General features: G+C 65.6%; 17 protein-coding genes and 1 tRNA gene. 7 read left to right on the forward strand and 11 right to left on the reverse strand.

The features are described from left to right. Positions 1–802: 802 nt before the first annotated feature. The 3 genes from HNP51_RS15065 (at position 803) to HNP51_RS15075 (ending at position 2,667) form a co-directional block, all read left to right on the forward strand. The gene (locus HNP51_RS15065) at positions 803–1,570 is read left to right on the forward strand and encodes an N-acetylmuramidase family protein (RefSeq protein WP_184273302.1); all 768 of its coding nucleotides are present in this window, start codon (positions 803–805) and stop codon (positions 1,568–1,570) included. Then, the gene (locus tag HNP51_RS15070) at positions 1,567–1,941 is read left to right on the forward strand and encodes a hypothetical protein (RefSeq protein WP_184273299.1); all 375 of its coding nucleotides are present in this window, start codon (positions 1,567–1,569) and stop codon (positions 1,939–1,941) included. The genes HNP51_RS15065 and HNP51_RS15070 overlap by 4 nt, the downstream gene beginning before the upstream one ends. 561 nt (positions 1,942–2,502) lie before the next feature. After that, complete coding sequence (locus HNP51_RS15075; protein ID WP_184273296.1) at positions 2,503–2,667, forward strand: hypothetical protein; 165 nt, start codon at positions 2,503–2,505, stop codon at positions 2,665–2,667. A 60-nt stretch (positions 2,668–2,727) separates the two neighbouring features. Here the strand turns inward: HNP51_RS15075 and HNP51_RS15080 are convergent, their stop codons facing one another. The 6 genes from HNP51_RS15080 to HNP51_RS15105 all read right to left on the reverse strand — a co-directional run bounded on the left by HNP51_RS15080 (position 2,728) and on the right by HNP51_RS15105 (position 5,961). Further along, on the reverse strand, positions 2,728–3,000 hold the full coding sequence (locus HNP51_RS15080; RefSeq protein ID WP_184273293.1) for a hypothetical protein: 273 nt from the start codon (positions 2,998–3,000) through the stop codon (positions 2,728–2,730). Between the two features lie 220 nt (positions 3,001–3,220). Beyond that, a complete protein-coding gene (locus HNP51_RS15085) occupies positions 3,221–3,922 on the reverse strand; it encodes an SOS response-associated peptidase family protein (protein WP_184273290.1) in 702 nt (233 codons plus the stop codon). Positions 3,923–4,046: 124 nt separating this feature from the next. Continuing rightward, positions 4,047–4,400: a hypothetical protein gene (locus HNP51_RS15090; protein WP_184273287.1), complete on the reverse strand. Its 354-nt coding sequence runs from the start codon at positions 4,398–4,400 to the stop codon at positions 4,047–4,049. Beyond that, positions 4,397–4,630 (reverse strand): hypothetical protein, encoded by a 234-nt coding sequence (locus HNP51_RS15095; protein ID WP_184273284.1) that lies wholly within the window; start codon positions 4,628–4,630, stop codon positions 4,397–4,399. Before HNP51_RS15095 ends, HNP51_RS15090 begins: the two co-directional genes overlap by 4 nt. A gap of 268 nt (positions 4,631–4,898) precedes the next feature. Then, positions 4,899–5,078 (reverse strand): hypothetical protein, encoded by a 180-nt coding sequence (locus HNP51_RS15100; RefSeq protein WP_184273281.1) that lies wholly within the window; start codon positions 5,076–5,078, stop codon positions 4,899–4,901. A 73-nt stretch (positions 5,079–5,151) separates the two neighbouring features. Further along, complete coding sequence (locus tag HNP51_RS15105; protein WP_184273278.1) at positions 5,152–5,961, reverse strand: RNA methyltransferase; 810 nt, start codon at positions 5,959–5,961, stop codon at positions 5,152–5,154. Between the two features lie 110 nt (positions 5,962–6,071). Between HNP51_RS15105 and HNP51_RS15110 the strand changes: the two genes are divergently transcribed. The 4 genes from HNP51_RS15110 (at position 6,072) to HNP51_RS15125 (ending at position 8,330) form a co-directional block, all read left to right on the forward strand. Beyond that, positions 6,072–6,146: transfer RNA gene (locus HNP51_RS15110), tRNA-Asn, on the forward strand. 279 nt (positions 6,147–6,425) lie between these two features. Further along, positions 6,426–6,788, forward strand: coding sequence for a hypothetical protein (locus HNP51_RS15115; protein WP_184273275.1), 363 nt, complete (start codon positions 6,426–6,428; stop codon positions 6,786–6,788). Continuing rightward, positions 6,788–7,555 carry a hypothetical protein gene (locus tag HNP51_RS15120; protein ID WP_184273272.1) on the forward strand — a complete coding sequence of 256 codons (768 nt, stop codon included), beginning with the start codon at positions 6,788–6,790 and terminating at the stop codon, positions 7,553–7,555. Before HNP51_RS15115 ends, HNP51_RS15120 begins: the two co-directional genes overlap by 1 nt. Positions 7,556–7,625: 70 nt before the next feature. Continuing rightward, the gene (locus HNP51_RS15125) at positions 7,626–8,330 is read left to right on the forward strand and encodes a hypothetical protein (protein WP_184273269.1); all 705 of its coding nucleotides are present in this window, start codon (positions 7,626–7,628) and stop codon (positions 8,328–8,330) included. Between the two features lie 27 nt (positions 8,331–8,357). On the opposite strand, the gene HNP51_RS15130 is transcribed toward HNP51_RS15125, so the two are convergent. The 5 genes from HNP51_RS15130 to HNP51_RS15150 are packed head-to-tail and all read right to left on the reverse strand — an operon-like array spanning position 8,358 to position 11,524. Beyond that, on the reverse strand, positions 8,358–8,906 hold the full coding sequence (locus HNP51_RS15130) for an AlpA family transcriptional regulator (protein ID WP_184273266.1): 549 nt from the start codon (positions 8,904–8,906) through the stop codon (positions 8,358–8,360). Then, entirely contained in the window at positions 8,791–9,078 is a 288-nt protein-coding gene (locus HNP51_RS15135) for a hypothetical protein (RefSeq protein ID WP_184273263.1), read from the reverse strand. Before HNP51_RS15135 ends, HNP51_RS15130 begins: the two co-directional genes overlap by 116 nt. Continuing rightward, positions 9,075–9,953, reverse strand: a complete 879-nt coding sequence (locus tag HNP51_RS15140) for an STN domain-containing protein (RefSeq protein WP_184273259.1) — start codon at positions 9,951–9,953, stop codon at positions 9,075–9,077. Before HNP51_RS15140 ends, HNP51_RS15135 begins: the two co-directional genes overlap by 4 nt. 46 nt (positions 9,954–9,999) lie before the next feature. Further along, positions 10,000–11,007: a FecR domain-containing protein gene (locus tag HNP51_RS15145; RefSeq protein ID WP_184273256.1), complete on the reverse strand. Its 1,008-nt coding sequence runs from the start codon at positions 11,005–11,007 to the stop codon at positions 10,000–10,002. 13 nt (positions 11,008–11,020) lie between these two features. Then, positions 11,021–11,524, reverse strand: a complete 504-nt coding sequence (locus HNP51_RS15150) for an RNA polymerase sigma factor (RefSeq protein ID WP_184273253.1) — start codon at positions 11,522–11,524, stop codon at positions 11,021–11,023. Positions 11,525–11,536 lie beyond the last annotated feature (12 nt).

The following is an 11,536-nucleotide window of genomic DNA, read 5'->3' on the forward strand; positions in this document are numbered from 1 at the left end:
ACGCCTTGCGGACGTGGCTCGGTATCCGGAACTGACCCGAAGCCGCCAACTCGAAGGCCCGTTCCAAGATCGGCTTCCTGTTCAGCATCGCACAACTCCATTTGCGAGGCGCGCACGGTGCGACAATGCCCCGGCGCGCGTCATCGGCATCCTCGAATGCGGCCCGTCCCTGAGCCATTGCAAGCAGGTCCGGGACGAGCCGCTGCGCCCTGAGCCCCATAGGGCGCTCTCGTATAACACCGAACGGCAACGCTCGTTTCACCCAAATTTGGAGTGGAGAGCGACCGGGGTTCGGCTCGGCTGACCCAACGCCGATGAGACGTGGTTTCCAGCGCGTCATCCGCTTCCCCTGAAAGGGGCGGCCCAGTGCGCCACCGGGGGGCTTATTGGCTACCGGGCCGCTTGCGTTCACTCTGCGTCAGAACGCACTGCGGGAACTCCATTGAACGCGTTCGGTTCCCCGGCTTTAAAGACGAGAGGTTGTCGATCTAGAGGCGTCACCTTTCTAGAAGCGCCTCATAATCCGCCAGGATCGCAGATCGAACACCGCACGCTCGAGCCGCGGCGATAGCTGCCATCATTTCATGGCGCCAGTCTTCATCTTGACGAAGAGTCGGAACCTTCCTCGCCTGCTGGCGAAGCGCATCCAGCGGCTCCAAGAATTCGCGCGAACCACTCTCCATCATGCCCTCCCAAGTTGATACGGCCTAGCTACACCGGCACGGGCGCGTCTTGAAGCCCGATGCGGCGCTGCGTTTGGCCGCAACCTTGCCTCCCCGCACAAATTGAACTGGAGACCGACATGGACCGCAAGGCCCTGTTCGACGCCGTGCGCCCCTATGCGCCAGGCGGCAGACTGCTGCCCGAGCACGTTCTGCTAATCGATGCCGTGGCGAACGCCTTCGGCTTGCCCTCGGCGGCCAACGACCGGGTGCAGACAGACCTGACCGTCGAGGACTTCGCAGACGCGGCGGCAGCCCTTGGCTGCTCGGTCGCGCAGATCCGCGCGGTGTTCGAGGTCGAGGCCTCGGGCGCAGGGTGGTTCACCGATATGCGCGGCCAAATCCTGGCGCTGGACGGCCCTGGCGGCTTCCTGGATGGATCGTCGCTGCCCAAGATCCTGTTCGAGGCGCACGTCTTTGACAAAGAGACGGGCGGGCGGTTCCGCGCCTCGCACCCCAACCTGTCGTCGGCGCGCTGGAACAAGGCGCTCTACGTCGGCGGCCAGGGCGAATACGAACGCTTGCACCGCGCTATGCAGCTCGACGCCCGTGCCGCGCTGCGCTCTGCATCTTGGGGAGCGCCGCAGATCATGGGCTTCAACCACAAGCTGGCGGGCTTCGAAACAGTCGAGGCCTTTGTCGAGGCAATGAAGACCGGCGCCCGCGCCCACCTGATGGCCTTTGTCGCCTTCGTAAAGGCCGGCGGCCTGACGGACGTGCTGCGGCAGATCACCACCTATCACGCCAGCGCTGAGCCATTCGCGCGGGGCTACAACGGGCCCGGCTACAAGGCGAACGAGTACCACGTCAAAATCGCCCGGGCCTTCGCGAAGTGGAGCGCGAAGTGAGCTTCCTCCGCAGCTTAACCGCCACTGGCTGGCTCGCCGTCGCGGTCCTCGCACTCTCACTCGCCTTGCTGGGCTGGTGCACCTTGGATAGCCGCAGGAAGGCCGCTCAGGCCGTTGGCAAGGCGGACGCGGGCCAGACCATAGCCGAGGGCCGCACAGCCGCCGCAGGCGACGCCAGCGCCATCCGCGACCGCGCCGACGAACGCACCTCTGAAATCGATGCAACCGTGAAGGACGGAACCGATGCGATACGCCATGCCCCTGACCGCGCTTCTGCTAACGCTGCCGCTCTGCGCAGCCTGTGCCGGATCGATCCAAGTCGCGATGCCCGCTGCCGGGTGCTCCTCGCTGATCCCGCCGAAGTGGGCTGATCCTGTTCCGTCCGCCGCCTTTCCGCAGGACAACGCCGAAGAGCGGGACTGGCAGGTGTTCGGCGTGGAGCAGACCGGCCAGCTAGCCAAGGCCAACGGGCGGTCGACCGACGTCATCGCGGTCGTGAGGGCTTGCGAGGCACGTGACGCGGCGGCTGTGCGACATATCCGGAGGCCGTGGTGGCGGCGCCTACCCGCTGATTAGAGGAAGCGCTCGCGACCCACGATCGCTTTCACGATTAGATCGAACCCTGCGAAAAGATAGCCGAAGATACTCATGACTGGTTAATGCAGAACGGCCCCTAGACGATCCGCAGGTGCGGCGGACTGCCGCCATCTTCGGTGAGATGGGGATGAAGGCGCTCGACTGTGCGGCACCGGAGATCCAGCCGAAGCCGGGCTAGGCAGTGCGCCAGTAAGGCTGACGAACTCAATCCAGCGTCGAGCCTTGGGGCTCCGCTATCAGGCCCGCTCCGGTTCGCCGGGGCGGGCTTTCGTCGTGTTCCGGCATAGTCTTTTCAGGCTATGGCGCTCGCCCTCGGATACCGGCAGCATCGCCGCATGACCAACCAGACCTCAGCCCGCTACGAAGCCTTCCTGGAAGTGCTGTCGTACCTCAGCGAGGCGACCTATCGGTACCGACCCGAGGAGGCGCCGCTCGTGATCATCGAGACAATTCACTTCCTCGCGGCCCGGATCGAAGCCGAGCGGCCTTCGGTGCAATAGCATCAGCAAGGTCGGGGCCTCCTCGGCATGAGCCCGTTTGTCCGGGTCGGCTTTGTCGGTTCAGACTTTCGCCGCCATATCCCGGTACGGCGCGCCTCGTTCACCCGCCTCGGCGCGGGTCAGCAGCTTCGTTTCTTGCGTCGAACCGACATGGATCTGGATGTCGCGGTGACGCAGCCCGTCATCCAGCCGCGCGCAGGTCGGGCGCACACCAGACAGCACCTGCACCCAGTGATTGCTCTCGACCGTGATCAGGCCAGGCATCAGGTCGGGGTTGCCGGCCGCGGCCAGCTGCATCGCATCCAGGGCGTCATCGAGTTCGGTCGGTGTCATGGGCGCGGTCTAGCTGAGTCGGCCAACGGAGCGCACCCCTACCGGCGGCGGCGGCGTCGGACACGCTTTCTGGACAAGGGTCGCTGCAACAGCACGACCAACAGGCCCATGGTTATGGCCAGTGGGCCAAGCCATGACGCCCATGGGTGCGTCCACATTTGCGCAACGGCTATGCCTCCAACGGCGATGAGGCCTCCGAGCAGTTCGACGCGGTTTGGCGTCAGCATGTGACGAGTGCTCCATCTGGCAATGGCCGCTGCAGCTCCTTCGCGATCTCCCACGGCGCCGTCATCCACGCCTCGATCTCGTCGGGCTCGGTCAGGATGACCGGCATGGCCTTGGGGTGAACCGCCTTCACCGGCTCGCTGGGCTCGGTCGTCAGGAAGGCGAACAGGTCGCAGGTCTCCATGCCGGTCTTGATCTTGCGGACGCAGGTCCAGTCCTGGACGTGGACGCCGGCGAAGAAGGCGAGCGGGTCGGGATCGTCGACGGCCAGCTTGAACCAGACGGGCTGATAGCGCCCCTCGGCGTCCCTGCCCGGCTCGCTGAAGGCCGTGAACGGGACCAGGCATCGGTTCTCGGGCTTCAGCCACGGCTTCCAGTGCGAGGACGCGGTGTTGCGGACGTTGGTCGTGCCGCTGTCGGGTTCCATCTCCAGCAGCTTGGGGAAGTCCACATCCTTGCCCTTGGCGCGCAGCTTGTCGGCCCGCTTGGTGGCGGCATCCATCAGCGCCTTGCGCGACGAGGGCATGCCCCAGCGCGCCGCCGTCAGAATGCGATCCTCGCCCTCCCAGCGGACGATGGGGGCCGCATAGTCGGGATAGATGTCCCGCGGCTCCATGTTGCCGACGTCCGAACGCATAGCGCGCGACAGATCGAGGATCGCCTGGGGCCCGCTGCGCTGTCGGTAGAGGTTGCACATCTGAGGAACCGAACACGGCTATCGCGCGCTGTCCAGAAGCAGTGCCGGCTGTTTGAGCGGTGGCCCGGCAGTAAGCGCCGCTCTTCCTCTTCTTCGATGATGCGCACCTCAGCCCCTCGCCTGATCAGCGGGGGGCTTCTTCTTTTGGGGCAACCCACTTCCCCATCTCCATGCGCCAGCCCAGTGCCTTCAACTCGGCGCGGCGTTGATCGTTGAAAGTCCACCACTCGTCATCGCGGTCGCTGAGCGTCTCCAGCTTCCGCCAGTAGACCCGGGAATAATCGGCGAAGGTCACAAGCCCAGGGCAGCCGGGGAAGCGGCACGGCGGCTTCTTGTTGATCAGGACATAGTCGGCGCCCTTCGCCTCAATGATCCTCTTCAGGTCGACGTCGCCGTGGTGGCTAGCCGAGACCTCGCAGGACCATCGGATCTTCGCGCCATTCTCGAACAGGCGACCTACCGTATCCCAGGCGCTCATCGCACAAGGCGCGCAGCCTCGGCGGGCGAGACGCGGGCGTTGGCCAGTCGCTCCATGGTCCGGTGCATGTCCCGAGACCGCCCGACCTGAGCCATCCCGGCCAGCATCCCGGCGATCAGCTTGCGGCTTTCTTCCGGTGGAAGTTCGCGGGCGTTCGACTGGTCGATCCGCTTGTCGAGGTCTGCATCTAGTTCGGCCAGGGTGGTGGCCAGGGGCTGCTTGTTTGCCATCTTTCGTCCTCCGAGGTTGCCGACCCGGGCGGACTCCTACGGCGCCGTGAACGAAAGAAGAACACACATTTGGGCGGCCCCGCGGGCCACCCGTATCTGGAGGTTAGGCTGAAGCCGGAAAAAGCCAAACAATTCAACAGCCGCCCTGCCCTACGTAAGACAAAACAAGCTGTTGATTATTCGAGATTGCTCGGGTTCCGGTCAGGCCTCCATCGCGACAAACAGTCAGCCGCCCTTCGGGGCGGCTTTCTTGTCTCTGCTCAAAGCTTCAGCCGCCGGACTTCCAGCCGTCGTCGTCCTGCGCCTTGGCGATTTCCTCCGAGGTCGCGTCGGGCGCGCCGTCGGCGTCCTTGTCGGTGAAACGTCGAGGCTGGGCAAAGGCGAAGCCCGCGCCGGCCACGACAAAAGCCAGTACGCCGATCAGCACCAGCGCCGTAAAACTGTCCATGATCGCCTCCTTGTTCAGAAGGCCAACGCCGCAGCGCGCCGGGCGCTCCAATCCAACATCTGATCTGCGAGCGCTAAAGCCCCTTCACCGCTGTCAGATGGTGCAGCGCCACCGCACTGGTCGTGGCGACGTTCAGGGAATCAAATCCGCCTGACATGCGAATGGCCAGCGGCCGGCAGCGGGCGATCACCTCCGGCGCCAGTCCCGGCCCCTCGGACCCCAGCAGAATCGCTGTGCGCGGCGCGGGCCGCAGTTCAGCCAGAGCCTCGGACGCCGACGGCGTCAGCGCCAGCACCTCGAATCCGCGCGCCTCCAGCGCCTCGACCATCGCGGACGCCTTCACGCCCTCGACGAAGGGCGTCCGCAGCGCCGCCCCCACCGAAACCCGGATCGCCTTGCGATAGAAGGGATCACAGCAGGTCTGGTCGAGCAGCAACCCCGCCGCCCCAAACGCCGCCGCATTGCGGAACAGGCCCCCCATATTGTCGTGATTGCCGATGCCGCAGGCTCCGACCAGGACGGCGCGCTCGGGCAGCCCGTCCAGGAAGACGCCCAGGTCGACCGGCTCAGGTTTGCGCCCGAGCGCCAGTATGCCCCGATGCAGATGAAATCCCGCGATCCCGTCCAGCACGTCCTGCGGCGCGATATGGACCGGCACGTCTTGCGGCAGGCGCTCCAGGATATCGCGCAGCGCCTCCAACCGCTTCTCAGCGATCAAAACCGCCACAGGCACGCAACGCGACGCCGGCGAAGCCAGCACGCGCAGCACCACCTCCCCTTCGGCGATAAACAGGCCCTGACGCCCCGTCAGGTCGCGCTCCTTCACGTCACGAAAGGCGGAAATGCGGAGATCGGCGATATCGGAAACAGGGATCAAATTCATGCCGAACCCTGTAGCGCACCCCTTTGAATAAATTTCGGCGTTTTCTGCACTTTATCCGTTGCATGAATCAAAAAGGCGTTGCTATACAGCGGCCTCCCCCGAGGGGACGTTCCGCGGTAGCTCAGTGGTAGAGCAGCCGACTGTTAATCGGCTGGTCGTAGGTTCGAATCCTACCCGCGGAGCCACTCGGGGGCATTAAGCCCATGAAATCGCTAGGCTTAATATTTAGCCCACAGGGCTTCCCATCCACCTTCCCATCCAGCAGCCACGGCAGTCGTTCTCGCGCTGACGTCGACTTGCACGGCTTTGCACCGCTTTTCAGGCTTTCGCGCGTTCGAAAGCCCTCATTGCCGTGCGCATGACGGCCGGCATGGCAGACAGACAAATGAGCCGCTCCTCTGAACTTCCGACCGATCCTGACGTATCCAAGCTTCACGGTTACCCCAAGGATCAGGAGAGGTTTCATGGATCGTCGTGTCGTTCGCGTTCGAGTGCCCAGCGTCGTGGAGTATGATGTCGTCATCGACGACGGCCGCCCCGTCTTCGTCGGGGCCGTCATTCGTCGCGAAGCCTCGCGCCAGGGCCCAGACGCAGGGAAATGGATCGACACACATCGAACCACCTGGGACGGGCGCGGCGGCCGCAGCGACGGCATTGAGCGCCATCCGCAAACAGGCCAGGCGCTCGGAACCCGCAGCATGGTCATCGAGCAGGCGATCGCCGTCCTCGCGGCTGATCCCACGGCGGGGACACACCTGAAGGCTCCCAATCAGATGGGGCGACCTTCCAGGGCTTCGCGTCGCGCTACGTCCGGAACGCCCGCCTGATGTCGAACGATCATGAAGACGACGCCCGCGAATTCGCCTGCGCCCTTCTTGAGGAAGTGGACCTGGCTCCGCCGCGCGAGCGCCTGGCCCTGGCGATCCAAGCCATTAGAGCCGCCCCCTCGCTATCCGACAGCTACAGCGCGGCGGCGGCGGCCATGCGCCAGAGCAGCCCCGAAGCGCTCGCCGCCTGGCTGGCGGCGCGCGAAATCACACGACGCGACGCCGGCGACCGAATCGAATCGGACGCAGGAAGGCTGGGAGACAACCTCTACGCCCGCCCCTATCTCAGGGCTTGCGTCGGCTATGCGCTGTGCGCGCTGGAAAACGGCGAACATGACGAAGCCTTAGCCCAGTTGCGCCAGGTGCTCGCACTCGATGTCGATGACCGGATCGGCGCTCGATACGCCCTGGCGACCGCTCTTCTCATCGCCGGACGGTTCGAGGATTTCACCGCCCTGCGAACCACGCAGACTGAGGATACGACGGCCTTCTGGCTCTATGCCGACGCCTACCACGCCTTGGCGGCCAAGGCTCCGATCACGGATCGCAAGACGCGCCTCGCACGCGCCCTTGCGAGCAATGCACATGCGCCGCTGCTTTTCGCTCTCGACGAACAACAACTCGGCGAGCCCGCCGACAGCTTCGCCCCGGGCGGCTTTGAGGAGGCCCGCGCCCTCGCCTGTTCGCTCACCGGTCGCCTCTGGCGTCGCGACCACGTGGCGCTTCAAGCCCTCCTGAAGGCGAGCCGCCCTTCCCAGCAGAAGTGATCGTTTCGATCGCCTCGCCCCTCCGTCGCACGTCGCCGCGGCGACCTTTTCAGCAATTCCTGGAATACCGATGAGCCAACCTCAGCCGCCCCAACGGGGCTTCATATATTGGCGCGATCTTGCGCTTCACACCCTCCCGGTCGCGACGGTGCTCGGCTTTCTTGCCGTCATCGTCTTCCTGAACTCGGTGTTCGGGATATGGGGGCTGTCGGTGGCTCAATTGGTCACGCCGGGGGACACCATCGTCCCCGGCGTCATCCTGGGCATTCTGTTGGTCGCCCTGTTCATGTTCGCCTTCATTCCGGGCACGCTGCTCGACCCGATCCTGAAAAAGATGCCCATGCGGATACGCCCCTATGCCCTGGCGGGCGTCGTGGCGGCCAGCGCCGTGTTCTGGATCCCGAACGGCGTCGGCGGCTTCGGCGTAAAATTCGTCGCCACTCTGATCGCTCTGGGCTGCGCCATGCACCCCTTTCTCAACCGTCACGATTTCGAGAAGATCCCGCACATGGCCAAGGCCGCCATCGTGGTCGTTTTCGCACCGGCAGCCGTATGGCTCACACTGGCCTTCACAGAAGCTCCCAAGCTTTTCGCTGCCTCGGGCTTCATGAGCGGGGCAAGCATTGAGAAGCAGGAGGGCGTGCCCTGTGATGCTCGTGTCCTCTGGCTTGGAGAAAGAGCCGTCGTCTTCAGATGCACCGCTCCTGAAGGAGATATCTGGGTGGCGACGACGACCGAGGGACTGGTTTTCCGTCCCTCCGCGTCATCGGCCTGACCTGAAGCCCGTTCATGGCTCACGGTCCTAGAATCCGAAGTCAATCTGGTTGCTCGACGCCTTGGCTGTACCTCGACGCCGTCGCGCCGAACTACCTGCGTGAGATGATGGCGCCGCAGTCGCAGTCGCAGTCGCTGTCGACTTCGGCGTGAAATCCGGCGGCGTGCGCGACGAGCGCGCTGTTTCAATCAGCCGAGGCGCTCGCGGCGCCGAAAGGAATCTCGGCCTCAGCGGCTTGCGGGATTTGCGACTTTCCTTCCAGGCCGTGAGTTCGCTTTCCCACCACCCTACCCGGTTGAGCGATATCCGGACCGGCTCGGGGAAGTCTCCGATTCGCTGAAGCCGCCACGCCGTCGACCGGCTCAACCCGACCACGTCCTTCACCTGCTTCCATGGAAGCAGACGATCTTCCTTCCCGCCTGCCTCAGGATGATCGCCTTCTGGATCAAAGGTCCGGCGTTCAACCACGACGACGCCCTCTTGCAGCGGCCGGCGCCCCGGTCCTGACCTCAGTGATCTGGGACCTGGCCCAGTCCCGAAGCAGGCCGCGCGGATAGTGGGGTTTCGAGCGGACATGCCGACACGGCGGACCGTCATTCCCCGTGGACCACAGGCGGGCCAGGGTCGCCGGCTTCATCCGGATTCCGAACAGGCCGAGAAAGGCGGAGGCCTCCGCCCGCGTCAGGAGATCCTCGTCGCCGTCCGCCAGCGTGGCCTCCACCTCGTCGATGTCGCGATCGGGGATCATCGCCCGCCCTCAACCGACGCGCATTGCCGCGAACTCGTCAGACGCCGGCCCGCCGTCAGGGCGAGGTAGCAGTCCACGACCGTGGCGACATAGGCGCGGGTCTCGGCGATCTCCGGAATGCGGCCGAGGCGAGCGACCCGGCCGGGACCGGCGTTGTACAGGGCCGAAGCGCCGTCGAGGAGGACGTCGACCCGTTCGACCGCCGCCGAAGGCAGGGCGGAAACATCGGCGAACTCGCCCCGGAAGCCTGTGCCGGCCATTCGACGACCGTTGATCAGCACCAGGGTGGCGTCAGTCCCCAGTCCCCGCAGGTTGACACCCGTCGCCACTACCCCGTTGGACCCGCCCCGGTCCGCCCCTGACAGGAGCGCGCCCGCCGTCCCGCTTCCGGCGTAGTTCTGCGGCAGCTCGGCCAGCACATCGGCCACCGTCCCCCGTCCGCGCCGGTCGAGCTCGTCCCGATCCAGCATGACCACGGGCGACGCCAGTTCTCCTGACGCCTTCAACAGGGTGCCGGTGACGACCACGTCGTCCACGACCGTGGCGCGATCGACCACTGCGCCGCCGTCTGAACGCCTCAGGAAGATGACCCCGGGACGCGTCTCGGACCAGGCGAGGCCCGTTCCCCCCAGCAGTCGGTCAAGCGCCGCCGACGGCGCATGCCGCCCCCGCAAGCCCTGCGTCTTCAACCCGTCCACCGCCTCGCCGGAAAAGAGAATCTGCTGATCTGACTGGGTCGCGAACAGGTTCAGTCCGTCCCGCAACGTCCCAGCGGGGATATTGAACTCACGCGCTTCCTGGGCGCAGGCCGTCGCGCTGACGGCGATCAGGCCGGCGGCGAGAATGCTTCCGGATAATAGGCTGGCTCGTCTCATGGTCCTGGGTCCCCTCCACGCCACGCGGCGTCAGAGAAGAGACGGTTCAGACCCCGGGCGCCCCCGGAGCGCCCCTCGAATTTCTTGCGTCGAACAGAAGAACCCGGCCGTCAGCCTTCTTCGACGCCTTCAGACCGAACACCTCGGCCGCCGTGGAGACGAAGGCGTCGCGGTCCCCCGTCTTGAACACGCCGTTGACAGACGCCTCCTCCTGGGCCGCGGCGTCGAGCACGATCTTGTGGGTCAGATACCGGTTCACCTCGGCCACGGCGTCGCGCAGGGGCGTGTCCCGGAAGACAATCCGCCCGTCGGCCCAACTCGTCTCGGCCCCTACGTCCACCACCCGCGTCACCTGGCCCTGCGGCGTTAGCGAACTCTGCTGCCCCGCCGCCAATCGTTTGACCGCCCTGCCCGTCCCGCGCTCCGATACATCAACGACGCCTGAAACCAGGGTCACCTTCACCCCCGCGCCGTCATGGCGGACATCGAAGACCGTCCCGACAGCCGTCACCCGGGCGCTGTCTGTCTGGACCACGAAGGGCCGGTCGGCGTCATGGGCCACGATGAACAGGGCCTGCCCGCCTTCGAGCTCTATCAGCCGACGGTCTCCGTCAAAGCGGACCCTGATCCTGGAATCCGTATCCAGCCGCACATTCGACCCGTCCGCCAGTTGCACGACCCTTTGCTCGCCCACGCTGGTCGTGAACACGGTCCGGGACTGCAGCCACAGGGCCCCGCCGACCGCCACCGCCATGACGGCGCCGCCGATAGTCGCGCCGATCAGGGTGCGGGGCAGCCGTCGCGGCTGCGGCGCGCTCTTCCTGCGCGACAGGGCTTCGCCCAACGCCTTCGCGATAGCGGGATCCCTATCCAGCCTGCCTGCCGCGCCCCAGACCTGCTCGACCCGCCGATAGGCGTCGGCGTTGGCCGGCTCGGACCGCCAGGCGAAGAATTCTTCGATGGTCTGGGTGCTGACGCTGCGCGCGCCAAGGCGGGCGTGCCACGCCGCCGCCTCGGTCTCGCTAGTTTCAACCCGGATGTTCGGGTTGGTCATGATCACCCTCATCCTAGCGCCGGAGCTGGGCGGCGCAATGCGCCAAGGCCCTGGTCATGCGCCACTCAACGGTTTTGGGAGAAATCCCGAGCTGCTCGCCTATCTGCACATTCGTCAGTCCGCCGAACCTTGATAGCACAAAGACATCGCGCAGGGGCTCTGGCAAGCCGAGGACCAGTTCCCGGGCCAGGACCTCGTCGATCTGCGAAGGGGCTTCATGGGCCAGTCCATGTGTGGCGCCGATCTCGTCCACATAGCGCGCCCGATGAAACCGCCGCGCCCGGCGGTCCGCCATCAGGTTCGCTGCGATGCGAAGCAGCAGGGCCCGGGGATGCCGGATCGTCTGAACGGCATGATAGGGCGCCAGCCGCAGCCAGGCCTCCTGCGCCAGGTCCTCGGCGTCCTGGGCGCCATAGCGCCGGACCAGCCGCGCCCGGAACCAGTGGGCGTAGCGTCCATAGAGGACATCCAGCCCCAGGGGGGCGGCTGGCGACAGCTTTTCCAATCCATCCGACACGGGCTCGCCTCC

Source organism: Brevundimonas bullata (assembly GCF_014207965.1).
Classification (GTDB): Bacteria; Pseudomonadota; Alphaproteobacteria; order Caulobacterales; family Caulobacteraceae; genus Brevundimonas; species Brevundimonas bullata_A.